General features: G+C 64.0%; 19 protein-coding genes. 8 read left to right on the top strand and 11 right to left on the bottom strand.

What is annotated here, in order from left to right; all coding sequences use genetic code 11:
* The first annotated feature begins 174 nt into the window (after positions 1 to 174).
* On the top strand, positions 175 to 1,332 hold the full coding sequence (locus AC097L_RS01715) for a Gfo/Idh/MocA family protein (protein WP_479584379.1): 1,158 nt from the start codon (positions 175 to 177) through the stop codon (positions 1,330 to 1,332).
* 34 nt (positions 1,333 to 1,366) lie between these two features.
* Here the strand turns inward: AC097L_RS01715 and AC097L_RS01710 are convergent, their stop codons facing one another.
* Both AC097L_RS01710 and AC097L_RS01705 read right to left on the bottom strand, forming a co-directional pair.
* Positions 1,367 to 1,849, bottom strand: a complete 483-nt coding sequence (locus AC097L_RS01710; RefSeq protein WP_479584378.1) for a DUF2127 domain-containing protein — start codon at positions 1,847 to 1,849, stop codon at positions 1,367 to 1,369.
* The gene (locus AC097L_RS01705; protein WP_479584377.1) at positions 1,849 to 3,084 is read right to left on the bottom strand and encodes a cystathionine gamma-synthase family protein; all 1,236 of its coding nucleotides are present in this window, start codon (positions 3,082 to 3,084) and stop codon (positions 1,849 to 1,851) included. The genes AC097L_RS01710 and AC097L_RS01705 overlap by 1 nt, the downstream gene beginning before the upstream one ends.
* Before the next feature lie 143 nt (positions 3,085 to 3,227).
* Here AC097L_RS01705 and AC097L_RS01700 point away from each other — a divergent pair, with 143 nt between their 5' ends.
* Positions 3,228 to 4,697: an aldehyde dehydrogenase (NADP(+)) gene (locus tag AC097L_RS01700; RefSeq protein ID WP_479584376.1), complete on the top strand. Its 1,470-nt coding sequence runs from the start codon at positions 3,228 to 3,230 to the stop codon at positions 4,695 to 4,697.
* Positions 4,698 to 4,993: 296 nt separating this feature from the next.
* Here AC097L_RS01700 and AC097L_RS01695 read toward each other — a convergent pair whose 3' ends face one another.
* Genes AC097L_RS01695 through AC097L_RS01665 form a run of 7 tightly spaced genes read right to left on the bottom strand, consistent with a single transcriptional unit; the run spans position 4,994 to position 8,818 of the window.
* Entirely contained in the window at positions 4,994 to 5,506 is a 513-nt protein-coding gene (locus AC097L_RS01695; RefSeq protein ID WP_479584375.1) for a DUF3299 domain-containing protein, read from the bottom strand.
* A gap of 9 nt (positions 5,507 to 5,515) precedes the next feature.
* On the bottom strand, positions 5,516 to 5,911 hold the full coding sequence (locus AC097L_RS01690; protein ID WP_479584374.1) for a PIN domain-containing protein: 396 nt from the start codon (positions 5,909 to 5,911) through the stop codon (positions 5,516 to 5,518).
* Positions 5,908 to 6,150: an AbrB/MazE/SpoVT family DNA-binding domain-containing protein gene (locus tag AC097L_RS01685; protein WP_479584373.1), complete on the bottom strand. Its 243-nt coding sequence runs from the start codon at positions 6,148 to 6,150 to the stop codon at positions 5,908 to 5,910. The genes AC097L_RS01690 and AC097L_RS01685 overlap by 4 nt, the downstream gene beginning before the upstream one ends.
* Positions 6,151 to 6,196: 46 nt before the next feature.
* Complete coding sequence (locus AC097L_RS01680) at positions 6,197 to 6,439, bottom strand: hypothetical protein (RefSeq protein ID WP_479584372.1); 243 nt, start codon at positions 6,437 to 6,439, stop codon at positions 6,197 to 6,199.
* A gap of 14 nt (positions 6,440 to 6,453) precedes the next feature.
* Positions 6,454 to 7,656, bottom strand: coding sequence for an FtsX-like permease family protein (locus tag AC097L_RS01675; protein WP_479584371.1), 1,203 nt, complete (start codon positions 7,654 to 7,656; stop codon positions 6,454 to 6,456).
* A 17-nt stretch (positions 7,657 to 7,673) separates the two neighbouring features.
* A complete protein-coding gene (locus AC097L_RS01670) occupies positions 7,674 to 8,321 on the bottom strand; it encodes an ABC transporter ATP-binding protein (protein WP_479584370.1) in 648 nt (215 codons plus the stop codon).
* Positions 8,318 to 8,818, bottom strand: a complete 501-nt coding sequence (locus tag AC097L_RS01665) for a Fur family transcriptional regulator (protein ID WP_479584369.1) — start codon at positions 8,816 to 8,818, stop codon at positions 8,318 to 8,320. Before AC097L_RS01665 ends, AC097L_RS01670 begins: the two co-directional genes overlap by 4 nt.
* 202 nt (positions 8,819 to 9,020) lie before the next feature.
* On the opposite strand from AC097L_RS01665, the gene AC097L_RS01660 reads away from it, so the two are divergent.
* The 3 genes from AC097L_RS01660 to AC097L_RS01650 all read left to right on the top strand — a co-directional run bounded on the left by AC097L_RS01660 (position 9,021) and on the right by AC097L_RS01650 (position 11,691).
* Entirely contained in the window at positions 9,021 to 9,761 is a 741-nt protein-coding gene (locus AC097L_RS01660) for a metal ABC transporter ATP-binding protein (RefSeq protein ID WP_479584368.1), read from the top strand.
* Positions 9,762 to 9,903: 142 nt separating this feature from the next.
* On the top strand, positions 9,904 to 10,779 hold the full coding sequence (locus tag AC097L_RS01655) for a metal ABC transporter permease (RefSeq protein ID WP_479584367.1): 876 nt from the start codon (positions 9,904 to 9,906) through the stop codon (positions 10,777 to 10,779).
* Between the two features lie 12 nt (positions 10,780 to 10,791).
* A complete protein-coding gene (locus AC097L_RS01650) occupies positions 10,792 to 11,691 on the top strand; it encodes a metal ABC transporter substrate-binding protein (protein WP_479584366.1) in 900 nt (299 codons plus the stop codon).
* On the opposite strand, the gene AC097L_RS01645 is transcribed toward AC097L_RS01650, so the two are convergent.
* On the bottom strand, positions 11,657 to 12,277 hold the full coding sequence (locus AC097L_RS01645; RefSeq protein WP_479584365.1) for a DUF938 domain-containing protein: 621 nt from the start codon (positions 12,275 to 12,277) through the stop codon (positions 11,657 to 11,659). The genes AC097L_RS01650 and AC097L_RS01645 overlap by 35 nt on opposite strands.
* 4 nt (positions 12,278 to 12,281) lie before the next feature.
* Positions 12,282 to 12,584 (bottom strand): DUF2007 domain-containing protein, encoded by a 303-nt coding sequence (locus AC097L_RS01640; protein ID WP_479584458.1) that lies wholly within the window; start codon positions 12,582 to 12,584, stop codon positions 12,282 to 12,284.
* A 309-nt stretch (positions 12,585 to 12,893) separates the two neighbouring features.
* Between AC097L_RS01640 and AC097L_RS01635 the strand changes: the two genes are divergently transcribed.
* From AC097L_RS01635 to AC097L_RS01625, 3 genes are read left to right on the top strand one after another with little or no spacing between them, the layout of a single operon-like run.
* The gene (locus AC097L_RS01635; RefSeq protein WP_479584364.1) at positions 12,894 to 13,736 is read left to right on the top strand and encodes an ABC transporter ATP-binding protein; all 843 of its coding nucleotides are present in this window, start codon (positions 12,894 to 12,896) and stop codon (positions 13,734 to 13,736) included.
* On the top strand, positions 13,733 to 14,683 hold the full coding sequence (locus tag AC097L_RS01630; RefSeq protein ID WP_479584363.1) for an ABC transporter substrate-binding protein: 951 nt from the start codon (positions 13,733 to 13,735) through the stop codon (positions 14,681 to 14,683). The genes AC097L_RS01635 and AC097L_RS01630 overlap by 4 nt, the downstream gene beginning before the upstream one ends.
* Positions 14,680 to 15,705, top strand: a complete 1,026-nt coding sequence (locus AC097L_RS01625) for a FecCD family ABC transporter permease (RefSeq protein ID WP_479584362.1) — start codon at positions 14,680 to 14,682, stop codon at positions 15,703 to 15,705. Before AC097L_RS01630 ends, AC097L_RS01625 begins: the two co-directional genes overlap by 4 nt.
* The last annotated feature ends 398 nt before the right edge of the window (positions 15,706 to 16,103 follow it).

Genomic DNA, 16,103 nt, shown 5'->3' with positions numbered 1-16,103 from the left:
TGTGTGGCAGCGCCCACCCCCTTGCAGGGGGCGATACCAGCGGCCCGGCAAAGCCGGTTCCGCGGTATCCCTGGCAGGAAGCGGGTTGCCCGCAATCTGCTCGTAAAATTTAAGCAAAAAAGGGCTATAGCGCACACAAAACCTACGCTAGTAGCTATAAAAATCATAGTGAACATGACTTCTACCCGCAAACTCCGCTACGCCATGGTTGGCGGCGGGCGCGATGCCTTTATTGGCGCAGTGCACCGCAAAGCCGCCGCACTCGACGGCCAGATCGAACTGGTCGCAGGCGCACTCTCCGCCAACCCCGACAAAGCCCGCGCCTCGGGCCGCGACCTGTTTTTAGCCGACGACCGCAACCACGGCAGCTGGCAAGATTTATTGGCCGATGAGCTGCAGCGCCCGGCGCACGAACGCATTGACTTCGTCAGCATCGTCACCCCCAACCACCTGCACTTCCCCGTGGCCCAGGCCTTTGTGGAAGCAGGTTTCCATGTCGTCTGCGACAAACCCCTGGTGCACACCAGCACCCAGGCGCAGGCGCTGGTAGATGCCGTCAAGCGCCAGGGCACGGTGTTCGGTGTCACCCACAACTACACCGGTTACCCGCTGGTACGGCAGATGCGCGAGATGTTGCGCAGCGGCGTGATCGGCACCGTGCGCAAGGTCATCGTGGAATACCACCAGGGCTGGCTGGCCACCGCCGTGGAAGACACCGGCAACAAACAAGCCGCCTGGCGCATGGACCCCGCCCTCAGTGGCCTGGCCGGGGCCATGGGCGACATCGGCTCGCATGCCGAAAATCTGATGACCACCGTGACTGGGCTGGAGGTAGAAGCCATCTGCGCCGACCTGGCCGCCACCGGCGCGGGCCGCGCGCTGGACGACGATGCGCAAATGCTGCTGCGCCTGCAAGGCGGAGTGCGTGCAGCCTTGCTGGCATCGCAAATCTGCATCGGTAATGAAAACGACCTGCGCCTGCGCGTGTTCGGCAGCAGCGGCACGCTGGACTGGAGCCAGGAGAACCCGAACCGGCTGGTCCATATCCCGCTGAACGACACCCCCCGCACCTTGACCCGCGGCGGCTCCGGCCTGTGCGAAGCAGCCACTAAAGCTTCACGCCTGCCCAGCGGCCACCCCGAGGGCTTCATCGAAGCCTTCGCCAACATTTACCTGGGTGTGGCCGCCGACATCCGCGCCCGGTTAGCCGGTGGTGTGGCCAACCCCATGGATGCCGACTACCCCCGCGTGGAAGACGGCGCACGCGGCGTGCGGTTTATCGAGAAAGTGCTGGAGTCGTCGCGCAGCACCCAGAAATGGACGCTGCTGTAAAAAATCAGCGCAAGTGCCTGCGTTTGCGCTGGCTTCAGCTCTTAGCTTTACGCTGGTTCCAAAGCCGCAACACCAGGTACACCACCAGCAGCAGATTGCCGACAAACACCAATGCGGCCATGGCCGACGGGCGATGGAGCAGGTGCTTCAATTCAAACGGAATGTACAAGCCGCCCGACAGCGCGGCCAGCATTTCGCCCCAGGTTTTATCAAACCACAAGCCGTAGGCCTCCACCAGCCGCAACACCACGTAGCAGGAGCCGAGCAGCACCAGTGAGCGGATGTCGGCACCCGGCAGCAGGTCGGCGTAATGCAGCAGCAAGGACGGGTAGCGCCCCTCCGGATTCAGACCAAAGCGCCCCACCAGCTCAATGGCCAGCTGGCGTACATCGTGGTGCATCAGGTCCAGCACGCCCACCAGACCAGCCAGCGCGGCAAAGCCCTTCAAGGCTTCAAACACCGCAATCGCATGGAGCGCCTTGCGTGGCCCGGGGCCCGTCGTGTCCGCCACGGGCATCAGGCCGCCAGGGCCTGCGCGAAGTCGGCCAGCAGGTCAGCGGCATCTTCCAGGCCCACCGACAGGCGGATCAGGCCGTCGGCAATGCCCATTTGCGCCCGCACTTCGGCCCCGGCTTCCCAAAAGATGGTGGGGGCCACGGGGATGATCAGCGTGCGGGTGTCCGCCAGGCCGGTGGCCTTGATGGGGATTTGCAGGCGGTTGATGAAGGCCAGGCAGGCATCGGTATCGGCCAGTTCAAACGACAGCAGCCACGACCCGGCGCTGAAATGCGCCTTTGCTCGCGCGTGCTGGGGGTGCGACTCCAGCATCGGGTAATGCACCTTGACGACCGCCGGATGGGCTTGCAGAAACTGCGCCAGAGCCATGGCAGTGGCGCTGCTGTGCCCCACGCGCAGCGCCAGGGTTTCGGCGCCCAGGGCGATCTGGTGGGCGTGCTCGCTCATCAGCGACGCACCCATGTCGCGCAGGCCTTTTTTGCGGATCTGCTGCAGGCCCCACTGGCGCGGGTCGCCCTTGCGGTAGTTGGCAAAAATGGCCGGGTAGCTGCTCCAGTCGAACAAGCCGGTGTCGGTGACTGCGCCGCCCATCGCGCTGCCGTGGCCCGCGATGGTCTTGGTCAGCGCGTTTACCACAAGGCTGGCACCCACGCTCTTGGGTTGGAACAGCACCGGCGAGGTGATGGTGTTGTCCACCACATAGACCAGGCCGTGCAGCTTGCACACCGCGTCAATGCCTACCAAGTCGGGGATCTGCGTGCCGGGGTTGGCGATGGTTTCCACAAACACCATGCGCGTATTCGGCTGCACCGCATCGGCCACGGCGGCGGCATCGGTGGCGTCCACCGTGGTCACCTCGATGCCCAGGCCGCGCAGCGTACCAAAAATGCTGTTGGTGTTGCCAAACACGTAGCGGCTGGCCACCAGGTGGTCGCCCGCGCGCAGCAGGGTCAAGAAGATGCCGCAGATCGCGCCCATGCCGGTGGCAAAGCAGATGCTGCCCAGGCCGTCTTCCATTTTGGTGATTTTGGCCTCTAACGCAGCCGTGGTGGGCGTGCCCTGGCGGGCGTAGTTGTAGGCACCCTTGAGCGTGCCCTGGAACACGCCGATCAAATCTTCGACCTTGTCAAACCCGTACTGCACCGAGGTGTGCACGGGCATGTGCACCGCACCGTTTTCGACCCCAAAGGCCTTATCGCCGTGGACGATGGTGGTGGTAAATCCTTGCGTAGCCATACTCTTCACTCTTCCCTTGGTTAACTTTGGCCCCAATTAGAGCATTCCATGCACACAGCAATCCGTAACCCCGGGATGTTACGATTTAGTGCTACTTCCGGCCTAAGTCGGCCCGGCATCCCTTTTCTAACCTGAGACACCCCATGCTGCAATCTATCGAAGCCCGTACCGGCACCGCCGTCGGTACGCAATGGTCCGAATCCACCCAGGCCGACATTGACCAGGCGGTCGCCGCTGCGGCCGCTGCCGCCGATGCCTTCGCCGCCACCTCGGCCACCCAGCGCGCCACCCTGCTGCGCGCCCTGTCCACCGCCCTGGAGGCCGAGCGCGCCACCCTGGTGGCCCTGGCCGACCGTGAAACCGGTCTGGGCCTGCCGCGCCTGAACGGCGAACTCGACCGCACCACCTTCCAGCTGCGCGGCTTTGCCGACGTACTGGATGCCGGCACAGTGCACGCCACCATGGACGATGCGGCTGTGGCCGGTGCGCCTCCCGTGGGCCGCCCCCGCCTGAGCAAAGTGCGCGTGCCGGTGGGTCCGGTGGCCATGTTCTCGGCCAGCAACTTCCCGTTTGCCTTCTCGGTACTCGGCGGCGACACGGCTGCGGCGCTGGCCGCCGGTTGCCCGGTGGTCGTCAAAGGCCACCCTGCGCACCCTGAACTGTCGCGCGTCACGGCCGCCCTGGCCCAGCGCGTTGTCGCAGAACTGGGCCTGGATGCGGGTGTGTTCGGCTTTGTGCAAGGTGGCTCCATCGAAGTGGGCGTGCAACTGGTGCAGGCTCCGGCCATCGCCGCTGTGGCCTTTACCGGATCGTTCAAGGGCGGCACCGCGCTGGCCAAAATCGCTGGCGACCGCCCCCGCCCCATCCCGTTCTACGGCGAACTCGGCTCGGTGAATCCGCTGGTGGTGCTGCCCGCCGCGGCTGCCAAAAACGGCACCGAGCTAGCCGCCACGCTGGCCGGGTCGATCTGCGTCGGTGCAGGCCAGTTCTGCACCAGCCCCGGCATCATTCTGGTGCAAAAAGATGCCGCCTCTGATGCGTTCATCACCGCCTTCGCCGCAGCCCTGCAGGCCTTGCAGCCGCACGCCATGCTGTCGGCCGCCATCCGCTCCACCTTCGACAAGGGTGTGGCCCGCTGGCGCGCCGACCCGGCCCTGACGCCGCTGGTCGCCGATGTGTCCGAAGAGGTCACACCCCGCCCCTTCCTGGCCGAAGTGCAGGCCGCCGACTTCATCGCCAGCCATGCGCTGCACGAAGAGGTGTTTGGCTCTGCCGCCCTGGTGGTGCGTGTGGCATCGGTCGATGAAACCATCGCCGTGCTGCGCGCCATCGGCGGCACGCTGACCGTCACCCTGTGGGGTGCCGAGGTGGAAGACGCGTCCACCCGCAACCTGGTCCGCGCCGCCACCCAGGTCGCGGGCCGCGTGCTGTTTGCCGGCGTGCCCACCGGCGTGGCCGTCACCGGCGCACAGCACCACGGTGGCCCCTTCCCCGCCTCCACCGAACCTTTCACCACTTCGGTGGGGTATGCGGCGGTAGACCGTTTCCTGCGGCCTGTGGCCTTGCAGGACGCACCGGCCTGGTTGGTGGAACGCAAGGGCGTACCCTGCTGAGCTCGCTGCTATGCAATAGATAGCTGCTAGCGCAGGTGCGATATGCGCTAGCGGCCTAAAAAGCTCTCAGATTCAACTACAAAGTGCACTGAAGCCATGGAGGCCACCAACGCGGGTGGCCACCAACAGCCACTGCCCCTGTAGACCAGCTACAACGGCATTTGCGTGGTACATACTGGCCGATTCGTTCTTTGCGCAAGTGCACATCGCGCTGATCGCACTTTTCACCGTGGTGCTGAAGAGAAAGGTGCTACAGCACGCCTTCACCAGGCTGGCACCGTACTTGGCGGTGGTGCTTACTTCACGCTCACGGCATCCACCATACGGTAATACAGCCCGTACTGGTCATCGTTCAGCACCGCAAACGTGCCTTCTACAATAACCGGCTCCAGGCTGTACTTGACCGGGGTTTTGGTCTTTACCTCGACCATGCTTTCTGGTCCACCGGGCAGGCAGAAGGCGCAGGTCAGGGGTACCGAGGTAAGCAGAAAGTGCTTCTGCTTTTCACCCGCGTCCAGCGGCACCATGAAGCCCTGGATGCGTTGGGTTTTCTGGTGCAGCGCGAGTTGAGGCAGGCCGAAATTGGGCAGGATGCGGTTCTTGATGGCCTTGGTTTTGACCGCCGTCAGCACCGACCATGGCACCACGTCGGCCCGCTCGGAAAGCGGTGCGAACGGGCTGTTCGGGCTGTGGAATCCGGGGCCGGAACCTGCGGGCAGGTCGATAGGCAGCGACTGGTTGGATTGGGCACAGGCCGCGCCAGTGGCAACTGCCAGACTGAGGAGCAAAAATTTCAATCGCATGGTCATCGCTTTCAATCAAGTCACCAGTGTCATACCGGCATGTTTGGCGGCACCCACATCGAAGGTCATGGTGCGCAGGCAACCCGCTTGGGCGGCGGAGCGTTCAATCAGGCAATCGGCAAAATCAGCCTTCCCGGTTTTGAAGACCCGCAATGCGCGCACCACTTGGTCGGCGGCTTCAATTTTAAGTTGTTTGGTGCGCACGAGCGCATCCAGGGCGGTGGACACCTGGGCACGGCTGAGGTCGTAGCTGAACGACAAAACCCAGACCAGCTCGACGATGGACACCAGCGTGATAAAGCCCGTGTCGGCAGCATCCAGTGCGTCGATCAGTGCGCTGGCTTTGGCCGACTGTTTGGGGTCGTCCTGCATGATGTAGCGCACCAGCACATTGGTATCGAGTCCAATCACCGGGCAGACGCTCCACGGGCCGCAATAGCCTGGTTCATCTCTTCAATCGACACAGTTTTGACGGCTTTGCCGAACATGCCCTTCAATTGGGTTACGGACCGGGTTGCCGCCACAAATTCATAACGCCCCGGCTCCAGTTCCACAAACTCCACCCGGTCACCGGTGTCGACCTGCATGGCTTGGCGCACATTGGCCGGGATGGTGATCTGGCCTTTGGACGAAATGGTGGCGGTGGTCATGTGGATCTCCTTATTCCTTACTCCATTGTAAGGCGACTAGCTGTTTTCAGTGCTCGTGCTTCATCCCGCAGTATTTGCCGATGGCAATGCCCTTGCAAGCGGCTTGCAGGGCTTTCAGGCAGATTTCTTCGTCTTTACCGGCTTCGCGGCATTTGGCGGCATCTTCGTGGGCGGCGGCGATGGCGCGGTGGCGGGCGACATCTTCTTTGGTATCCTGGGCGCTCTCGGCAGCGATGGCGCTGGCGGCGAACAGGCTGGAGAGGAGCAAGGCGGCGAGGGTTTTGGTCATCAAAAAAACTCCAGTTAACGGTGGTTGAGCAAGGTGGTTACGTCCAGGCGGTAGGCCTCCCAGGCGGGCAGCGCGGCGGCCAGGGTGGCGACTGCCGCGCCCAGCAGCAGCACCCACCATTCAGAGGGCAGCCAGATCCAGCCGGTCAGCGGCAGCGAGCGTTCGGCTTGCAGCCAACTGCCCACCAACTGCGCTAACAGATGGCCGCCCAGCAGGCCCAGGGCGGTGGCCATGGCGGCCAGCAGCAGGGCCTCCACCAGCACCAGCCCGGCTACTTTGAGGGGCGGCGCGCCCAGCATGCGCAGCATGGCCAGGTCGGCGCGGCGCTCGCGCACGGCATTCCACAGGGCGATGAAGACGCTCAGGGCTGCCGTGAGCAGCAGCACCGCGCCAAAGCCGCGCAGCACGTCGGTGCCCACGCCCACCATGCGCAGCAGGCGGGTGATCTCGACGGCGGGCGCGGCGGCCTGCATCTCGGTCGTGGTGTTGATGAAGCGCGGGAAAGTGACGGCGGCCAGCGGGCTTGTGTAGGTGATCAACGCCAGGGTGATTTCGCGCTCCTGCTCCAGGATTTTTTGGTCTTCTTCGTCCAGCGCGGTGGCTCTTTCGTGCACCTTCCAGACCGATTCGGTGGCGGTGAGCACCAGCCGGTCGAGCACGCAACCGCAGGGGGCCAGCACGCCGGTGACGGTGTAGGGAAAATCGCCGTGGATATGGCCGGTGCCGCCCAGGCCGTGCGAGCCGTAGAAGGTGTTGCCCACGGCCAGGCCGGTTTTTTTGGCCACCTGCGCGCCCACCAAGGTCTGCATGGCTTGGGTCCATAGCGCACCTTGGGCCAAGGTGGCACCGTAATGCGCAGCGTAGGCCGGGCTGGTGCCCACGATGCGAAAGCCCCTAAAGGTATCGCCCAGGCTGATGGGGATGAGCTGGGCCACGCGCGGGTCCTTTTGCAGCTCTTGCACGGCGGCCAAGGGGATGTTGCCCGGCGGCACGTCGATATGGAAAACGCCCGCCAGAATCAGCTGCATGGGGCTGCCTTTGGCACCCACCACCGCGTCGATACCGGCCAGGTCACGCTCAAAAGCCCGGTCCATCTGTTCGCTGGTGATCCACACAAAGGTGATGCTGGCCAGGCCCAACGCCAGGAGCAACACATTCAGCGCTGCAGCCAGCGGACGCGACCAGAGGTAGCGAAAAGCGATTGCTATTATTTTCATAGCTATATGCGTATGATTTATATACGCTGCATGCCGATTTGGCATGTAAATGCATTGGGCAGGGCTGCTGCCACCCGGGCATCGTGGGTGGCGATGACCAGCGTGGCGTTGCAGCGCTGGGCACTGGCTTGGAGCAGGGCCAGGGCGGATTGGGCCGTCTCGTCGTCCAGGCTGGCCGTGGGTTCGTCGGCCAGGATCACTTGGGGCTGCAGCAGTACGGCCCGGGCCAGGGCCACGCGCTGGGCCTGGCCGCCAGAGAGTTGGCGCGGCTTGCGCCCGGCGAGGTCTGCCAGACCCAGAGCTTCCAATGTGCGGCGCACCGCCAGCGGATCGTCGGGCACGCCCGCGGCCCACTGCGCCATGGCCAGGTTACCGGCCACGGTAAGCGCCTCGCTCAGATGGAGTTTTTGGGGCAAAAATCCGATGGCACTGGCACGCCATGCATCGGTAGCTATTTTTTGGATAGCAGACAGGTCTTGGCCCGCCACCGTAATCTGCCCGCTGGCGGGCCGGAGCAAACCCGCTGCCAGCGCCAGCCAGGTGGATTTACCCGCGCCCGACGGGCCGCGCAGCAGCAGCACGCCGCCTTGGGGAATGTCGGTATCGGGGAAGCCCAGCGGCGCGGCGCCCGGGTAGCGGTAAGCGAGTTGCGTGGTGCGGATCAACGCTGAAATCCCTTAGCCGGAGCGCAATCGCCGCAGATGCCGCGCAGGGCCAAGTCCACGCTGACGTGTTGCTGGCCCAGGGTTTTCAGGGCCTGGATGGCGGCAATGGCGGCTTGCGCCAGCTCGGCGTTGGTTTTGTCCATCTGGCCCGCCAAAGGCAGGTCACGGTGGCAGTTGTTGCACTCGAAATGCGGTGCGGCAGATACGTCTTCGATGATGGCCTGGTAGTGGCGCACACGCTCCGCATCCACCTTGCAGCGCAGCAGGCCGACTTCAGACAGGCGGTCCAGCAGGCGGTAGAGCGTGACGCGGTCCAGGGTGATGTTGGATTCACGGGCCAGGGCTTCTTGCAGCTGGGCGTGGGTCCAGCGGGTGTCGGCATGGGCGCGCAGCCAGTCCACCACCAAGCGGGCGGCATTGGTGCGGCGCAGACCGTGGGCGACCAGCAGGTCGTCGGAAGAGGTTGCCGATGAAGAGGAAGGTAAAGATGCAGCCATAAGGTTCTCGCAGCCATTTAACGCAACACTGTTGCGATATACTTTGATGCAATTGGGTTGCATTATCGCGCCAATTTTGCAACTGATACCGACTTTACCCAGGCCTTATGACTGTCCGTTCCCGTCCCCACCCCCATCCTAGATTCCTCGCCTTGTCCGCAGGGTCCCGATTGCTGCGCGTCGTCCCTGCCCTGCTGCTGCTATGGCTGGCCGTGGCCTGGGCATCCGGGCCATGGTGACGCTGGACGGCTTGACCGTCACCTACCGCGACCGCCCTACCCTGCACGGGGTCAGCGGCAGCTTTGCACCCGGCTCGCTAACGGCGGTGGTGGGACCCAACGGCGCGGGCAAAAGCACACTGCTGAAAAGCATTTTGTCGCTGCTGCCCATCGCCCAGGGCAGCCTGCAGGTGCACACCCCGCGCTCGCGCATCGCCTATTTGCCGCAGCAGTCGGCCATTGACCGCAGCTTTCCCATCACCGTGCATGACTGCGTGCTGCTGGGGGCCTGGCAGGCGGCGGGCGCACTGGGTGGCCTGGACAGTGCCGTGCTGGACGCAGCAGATGCCGCCTTGCACACCGTGGGCCTGTGCGGGTTTGCCGAGAGGCCCATCAGCGCCTTGTCGGCCGGGCAGTTCCAGCGGGTGCTGTTTGCGCGGCTGCTGCTGCAAGACGCAGATTTGATCCTGCTGGACGAGCCCTTCAACGCCATCGACAGCAAAACCACCGCCGAGTTGCTGGCCCTGGTGGCCGACTGGCATGCCCGCCAGCGCACGGTGATTGCCGTGCTGCACGACCATAGCCAGGTGCACCAGCACTTTCCACAGACCCTGCTGCTGGCGCGCGGGGTGGTGGCCTGGGGCGACACGGCCGAGGTCTTGACTCCGCAACACTTGGGACAAGCCCGGTTGCTGGGCGAAAGTTGGGACGACCATGCGCACTGACGCTCACCCCCAGGCTGCGCTGCGCTACGCCAACCCCATTGCAGGGGGCGAACCCAGTGGCCTGGCAAAGCCAGTTCCACGGGTCCTCTGCCGGTGCGACGCTCTAGTTGAAGCAGCCGTTAGCCAATGTTGAATGGAATACATGCACTTTCACGACCTGTACGACTTGGCGATCGGCCCCTTCGCCGACTTTCTGTTCATGCGCCGCGCCCTGGTCTCTGCCCTGGCGCTGGCCCTGGGCGCAGCCCCGCTGGGGGTGTTGCTCACACTGCGCCGCATGAGCCTGTTCGGCGAGGCACTCAGCCACGCCATCCTGCCCGGTGTGGCGCTGGGCTTCCTGTTTTTCGGCCTGTCGGCCATTGCCATGACGCTGGGCGGGCTGCTGGCGGGCATGCTGGTGGCGGCGGTGTCGGGCCTGGTGAGCCGCGCCACGGTGCTGCGCGAGGACGCGAGCCTGGCGGCGCTGTACCTGGTGTCGCTGGCACTGGGGGTGATGCTGGTGTCGCGCCGCGGCTCGCAGCTGGATCTGCTGCACATTTTATTTGGCAGCGCGTTGGGCGTGGATGCCAGTGGGCTGACGCTGGTGGCCGGTGTGGCCACGCTCACCGTGGGCGCTCTGGCGCTGTTTTACCGGGCATTTTTGCTGGAGAGTTTTGACCCGGCTTACCTGCAAAGCGCCAGTGGCCGCAAAGCCGCGGTGGTGCAGCAGGGCTTTTTGCTGCTGGTGGTGTTGAACCTGGTGGCGGGCTTTCAGACCCTGGGCACGCTGATGGCCGTCGGCATCATGATGCTGCCCGCCGTGTCGGCGCGCCTGTGGCACGACACCCTGCCCGCGCAGATGCTCAATGCCGTGGCGCAGGCAGCGGTGGCCAGCTATGTCGGCCTGCTGTTGTCCTACCACCTGGACACCGCCAGCGGCCCCACCGTGATCGTTTGCGCCGGGAGTCTGTACGCCCTATCGCTGCTGTGTGCGCCACGGGGCTGGCTGCCCAGTGTGCGCAAAACCCGATTTTCTTAAAGGAGTATTTCCATGTTGTTCAAACGCCTATCCCTCGTATTAGCAACGCTGGCAGTGGCCGCGTCGTTCGGGGCTTCGGCCCAGACCCCCATGCCCATCCCGGTCACCACCAGTTTCAGCATCCTGGGCGACTTGGTGCAGGTGGTGGGCGGCGACCGGGTGGCCGTGACGGCCCTGGTTGGCCCCAACGAAGATGCCCATGTGTTCGAGCCCAAACCGGCAGATGCCAAAGCCATCCTGCAGTCCAAGCTGGTGGTAGTTAACGGGCTGGGCTTTGAGCCCTGGATGGGCAAGCTGGTGAAATCCGCTGGCTACAAGGGTGCCAGCGTGATTGCCTCCACCGGCGTGCAGCCACGCAAGATGGAAGACGATGGCCGTGTCATCACCGACCCCCATGCCTGGCAAAACCCCGCCAACGTGGTGTTCTACGTCAACAATATCCGCAAGGCACTGGAACAGCTCGACCCCGCCGGAGCCGCCACTTACCAGGCCAACACCAGTGCCTATGTGGCCGAGCTGCAAGCACTGGATGCCTGGGCCGTAACCCAGTTTGCCGCCGTGCCCGCCGACAAGCGCAAGGTGATCACCTCGCACGACGCGTTTGGCTACTTTGCCGCCCACTACCAGCTGAAGTTTCTGGCCCCGCAAGGCGTGTCTACCGACGGTGAAGCCAGCGCCAAGCAGGTGGCCGGCCTGATCCGCCAGATCCAGCGCGAGAAGATCAAGGCGGTGTTCCTGGAGAACATGGCCAACCCCAAGCTGCTGGCGCAGTTGTCCAAAGAGGCCAACGTGGTGCCCGGTGACACCTTGTACGCCGACGCGCTGTCAGCCCCCGACCAGCCCGGTGCCAGCTATTTGCAGATGGCACGCCACAACATCACGGCGCTGGTGGCGGGTTTGCAGAAAAACTGAACACCAACAGCAGGTTGTTGGTGGGCATCGCCACCCGCTCCCGCAACGCCAAGCCCACCAGCGCCGCCTGCTGCACCACGTCATCTAGCTGGCGGATGCCCCAGGTGGGGTCGCGCTGGCGCAGGTCGACATCGAAATCGAGGTTGCCCGGTGACGTAGGCACACCGCGCTCCAAGTAGGGGCCGTAGGTGATGAGCACACCTTGCGGTGCCAGATGCTCGGCGGCACCTTGCATCAACGCCGCGCAGGTCGTCCAGGGAGAGATATGCAGCATGTTGGCGCAGTAGATGGCATCGAATTTGCCCACTGGGGGCCACGGAGCCAGTACATCCAGCTGCTGGGGCGGCAGCACATTGGCCACCGCAGCTTGCGCACACCAGGAGGCAATCGACCCGAAGCCATCGTCCTGCGCATCGCTGGGCTGCCAGGTCCAGCCGGGCAGGCCCTGGGCAAAACCGGCGACGTGCTGGCCGGTGCCGCTGGCGATTTCCAACGCTGTGCCATGGGCGGGCAAAACACGCTGCAAGACACTGAGGATAGGCGGCAGGTTGCGTTCGGCGGCGGGGCTGTGTTGGGGGGTGTTCATGGGTTCAAGCAGGCATCCAGGCCGCACAGTGCCAGCACTGTTCAAACCCACCCTCCACCAGCTCCCCGCAGGCGCACACCCAGCGGTACTGGGGCAGGTTTTGCAGGTGGTGCAAGAGGGTACGGGCGCGGACTTCCTGGTGGGGGTGGCGTATCCAGACTTCGGGCAGGCACTGGTCGGGCGGCAAATCTCCGGCGATACCGGCCAGGTACTGGCGCTGCACGCTGGCGGCAATGCCTTCAAACTGCAGCGCATCGACCCACAGCGTGGCGATGGCGAGGTTGGGGGCTTGGGTCAGGCGCAGCATGCGGTAGAGCATACGCGGCATCGGTCGCGTGCAGGGCCTACATGCTATTAAATACATAGCTATAGGCGCATTTAGAACATGCGCAATAAGCACTTTTTACACTAAAGTTTGGCAGATTGCTCTCGGAAGGCGGCCGGGCGCCACGCAGCGCACACAATAGGTGCAGCATGTTGAAATAGTGTCAATTTAAACGTTACTATTGCAACCAGATTGCATTAATACACCTTTTACCGTGGATAACTGTCTCCCCATTTCCGTTTTGTCTGGCTTTTTGCGCGCAGCTAACAGCACGGCCAAAGCCCGGCCTGCATGAGTGCGCCTGTCGCACTGGCCGTGCAGGCCGTGGGTTACCGCACCCCCCAGGGCCAAACGCTGCTGCAGCCCATGTCATGGCAGCTGGATGCGGGCCAGCACCTGGCCATCGTCGGCCCCAACGGGGCGGGCAAATCCACCTTGCTGCGCATGCTGGCGGGCAGCTTGTCGCCCACTACCGGGCAGGTCTGTTACGACGGCAAACCCCTGGCGCAGTACACGCCCCTGGAGCGCGCCCGGCTGGTCGCCTTGCTAGGCCAGTCCGACCAAGCCGATATGCGGCTGAAGGTGCTGGACTACGTGCGCCTGGGCTGCCTGCCGCACCGCCGGTCGGCCAGCCCCGCGCATCTGGAGGCGGTGGTAGCCGAGGCGCTGGAGCGCTGCAATCTGCCGCATTTGCGCGGCCGCAGCCTGGGCAGCCTGTCGGGCGGCGAACGCCAGCGTGCCCACCTGGCCCGCGCCCTGGCCCAGCAGCCCCGCCTGCTGCTGCTGGACGAGCCCACCAACCACCTCGACCCGCGTGCCACGCTGGACCTGCTGCAAGGCATCGCCAGCCTGGGCATTACCGTGGTGGCCGTGCTGCACGACCTGGCTTTAGTGCCGCAGTGGGCGCACCGCGTGGCGGTACTGCAAACCGGGGCACTGCAGGCCTTTGGCACGCCCGCCCAGGCGCTCACACCCCGAGTGGTACACCAGGTATTTGCCATGCATGCGTTTTACCTGCCGCACCCCACCACCGCCGAGCCGATGCTGGTGATGGACACCAGCCCGGTGCCCGCAAAAGCACCCAGAAAAAGTTTCTTCACCACTTACACCACTCACACCACTACTGCAACATGAAAAAATTATGGGCAACCCTGGGTTTGTCTTTGCTGGGCGCGGTCTGCGCGGCCCAAAGCTTTCCGGTCACGGTCGATAACTGCAGCGAGCCGCTGACCATTGCCGCGCCCCCCAAACGCGCCGTCATCCACGACTTGAACATGACCGAGATGGCGCTGGCCTTGCAGCTGCAAGACCGCATGGTCGGTGTGACCGGCATCACCGGCTGGTACAAAACCACACCTGCGTTCAAAGCTGCACTGGGCAACATCCCGGAGCTGGCCCCCAAATACCCCACGCTGGAGAACCTGCTGGCCGCCAATCCCGACTTCTTTTTTGCCGGCTGGAACTACGGCATGAAACCCGGCGGTGAAGTCACTCCAGCCACCCTGGCGCCGTACCACATCCAGACCCTGGTGTTGTCCGAAAGCTGCATCCACCTGCACAAGACGCGTCCCGCTGCGTCCATGGAGCTGCTGTACGGCGACTTCCGCAAGCTGGGCGCCATTTTTGGCAAGACCCGAGAAGCCAACGCCCTGGTGGCGCAGTGGAAGGCCCGCCTGGCCAAGCTCAACACCGCCGGTACGCCCAAAGACACCCGGGTGTTTTTATACGACTCGGGCGAAGACAAGCCGTTTACCGCCGGTAAATACGCCATCCCCACCGCCATGATTGAAGCCGCCGGGGGGCACAACACCATGGCCGACATGGAAACCAGCTGGGGCACCACCGACTGGGAAACCGTGGCCGCCCGCAACCCGCAGTTTTTGATTCTGCTGGACTACCAGGACGGCAACGGCACCACCAAGCTGATGCGTTTTCTGCAAGCCCACCCGGCCATGAAAGAAACCGATGTCGTCAAGCAAGGCCGCTTTGTCGCCCTGCGCTATGCCGAGCTGACCCCCGGCCCGGCCAATATCGAGGCGATTGAGAAAATCGCTGCGGCCCTGCACACCCTGCCGCCATGATGACGCAGCGCGCGTACCTGGGCCTGCTGCTCGGCGGGGTGCTGCTGGTGCTGGCTTTGGCGCTGGCTTCGGTGGCCAAAGGCAGCACGCCGCTGCCCATGCGCAGCGTGGTGTCGGCCGTAGCCGGGCCCCTGGCCCCGCGGCTGGGGCTGCCTGCGATAGCGCCTACTTTGCGCAGCATCGTGGTGGATTTGCGGCTGCCGCGCGTGCTGCTGGCCATGCTGGTGGGCGCGGGCCTGGCCATGGTAGGGGCGATGCTGCAAACTGCAACCCGCAACGACCTGGCCGACCCGTTTTTGTTTGGCCTGTCGTCCGGTGCCAGCGCCGGGGCTGTAGCGGTCATCACCACCACCGGCGACGTGCTGGGCCTGTGGACCCTGCCGCTGGCCGCCTTGGCGGGCGGGCTGCTGGCTGCTGCGGTGGTGCTGGCCCTGGTGCACAAAAGCCAGAGCAGCGGGCCCGAAAAACTGGTGCTGGCCGGGCTAGCGGCATCGTTTTTGTTCGGCGCCATCACGCACTACCTGGTGTTTGCGGGTGACCAGCGCGCGGTGCATTCGGTGCTGTTTTGGACACTGGGTGGGCTGGGGCTGGCACGCTGGGACAACCTGGGCCTGGCGCTGCTGGGTTTTGGGCTGCTGGCAGCCTTTGCGGTGTCGCGCCGCCATGCGCTGGACGGCTTGCTGGCGGGCGATGAAACCGCCAACAGCCTGGGCTTGTCGCCGTACCGCCTGCGGGCTGAAATATTTACCGTGTCGGCGCTGGCAACCGCCTGCTTTGTGGCGCTGACCGGGGTGATTGGCTTTGTTGGGCTGATGGTGCCGCACCTGGCGCGGGCACTGTGCGGGGCGCTGCATGGCCGCCTGCTGGTCACTTCAGGCGTACTGGGCGCAGTGCTGATGCTGGCCAGCGACATGGTGTGCCGCACCCTGCTGGCCCCGCAAGAGCTGCCGATTGGCATCGTCACGGCGGCGCTGGGGGCGGGTTTTGTGATCTTTATGGTGCTGCGCCAACCCAGGCACTGACTGCTGGGAACAGAAACATCGGCAAGCGCTGGATGCGGTAGTGACCCTGGTCGATGCCGTGAAGCGCCCAGCGGCAGACTACTGTTTTTTGTTACCAATTAGCCAACCAAGTCACTTCTCCGTGCAGTAAGAACGGGCTGGGCTGGGGCTGGTAGCGCAGGCAATGCTACAGCCTGCGCCGCCTATCTACTCCATTTTTCATAGCACTTTGGGCAATAGGAATATGCGCTAGAGGCTAAACAATACATCCATTTCTTGCACAGATGCCTCACGACATCGGGCTGCTCTGTATGTCCCTAAAACTGGGGACATACAAATTTACAAATTTTACTTAGTATACAAAATTATCTAAAAATCGCCCTACCTGCGCCGTCGCACCAGACCAGGTGCGCATGGCA

The sequence above is a fragment of the Rhodoferax sp. RT5P35 genome (genome assembly GCF_056521385.1).
This window is presented reverse-complemented; position numbering and strand designations above follow the sequence as displayed.

What these genes read in the sequence shown, in the direction of transcription:
- AC097L_RS01705 (WP_479584377.1), bottom strand. Translation starts at nt 3,084, where the DNA reads ATGGCTACGCAAGGATTTACCACCACCATCGTCCACGGCGATAAGGCC.
- AC097L_RS01665 (WP_479584369.1), bottom strand. Translation starts at nt 8,818, where the DNA reads ATGGCTGCATCTTTACCTTCCTCTTCATCGGCAACCTCTTCCGACGAC.
- AC097L_RS01630 (WP_479584363.1), top strand. Translation starts at nt 13,733, where the DNA reads ATGAAAAAATTATGGGCAACCCTGGGTTTGTCTTTGCTGGGCGCGGTC.
- AC097L_RS01625 (WP_479584362.1), top strand. Translation starts at nt 14,680, where the DNA reads ATGATGACGCAGCGCGCGTACCTGGGCCTGCTGCTCGGCGGGGTGCTG.
- AC097L_RS01650 (WP_479584366.1), top strand. Translation starts at nt 10,792, where the DNA reads ATGTTGTTCAAACGCCTATCCCTCGTATTAGCAACGCTGGCAGTGGCC.
- AC097L_RS01645 (WP_479584365.1), bottom strand. Translation starts at nt 12,277, where the DNA reads ATGAACACCCCCCAACACAGCCCCGCCGCCGAACGCAACCTGCCGCCT.
- AC097L_RS01635 (WP_479584364.1), top strand. Translation starts at nt 12,894, where the DNA reads ATGAGTGCGCCTGTCGCACTGGCCGTGCAGGCCGTGGGTTACCGCACC.
- AC097L_RS01640 (WP_479584458.1), bottom strand. Translation starts at nt 12,584, where the DNA reads ATGCTGCGCCTGACCCAAGCCCCCAACCTCGCCATCGCCACGCTGTGG.
- AC097L_RS01660 (WP_479584368.1), top strand. Translation starts at nt 9,021, where the DNA reads ATGGCTGGCCGTGGCCTGGGCATCCGGGCCATGGTGACGCTGGACGGC.
- AC097L_RS01685 (WP_479584373.1), bottom strand. Translation starts at nt 6,150, where the DNA reads ATGACCACCGCCACCATTTCGTCCAAAGGCCAGATCACCATCCCGGCC.
- AC097L_RS01700 (WP_479584376.1), top strand. Translation starts at nt 3,228, where the DNA reads ATGCTGCAATCTATCGAAGCCCGTACCGGCACCGCCGTCGGTACGCAA.
- AC097L_RS01655 (WP_479584367.1), top strand. Translation starts at nt 9,904, where the DNA reads ATGCACTTTCACGACCTGTACGACTTGGCGATCGGCCCCTTCGCCGAC.
- AC097L_RS01695 (WP_479584375.1), bottom strand. Translation starts at nt 5,506, where the DNA reads ATGACCATGCGATTGAAATTTTTGCTCCTCAGTCTGGCAGTTGCCACT.
- AC097L_RS01680 (WP_479584372.1), bottom strand. Translation starts at nt 6,439, where the DNA reads ATGACCAAAACCCTCGCCGCCTTGCTCCTCTCCAGCCTGTTCGCCGCC.
- AC097L_RS01675 (WP_479584371.1), bottom strand. Translation starts at nt 7,656, where the DNA reads ATGAAAATAATAGCAATCGCTTTTCGCTACCTCTGGTCGCGTCCGCTG.
- AC097L_RS01710 (WP_479584378.1), bottom strand. Translation starts at nt 1,849, where the DNA reads ATGCCCGTGGCGGACACGACGGGCCCCGGGCCACGCAAGGCGCTCCAT.
- AC097L_RS01715 (WP_479584379.1), top strand. Translation starts at nt 175, where the DNA reads ATGACTTCTACCCGCAAACTCCGCTACGCCATGGTTGGCGGCGGGCGC.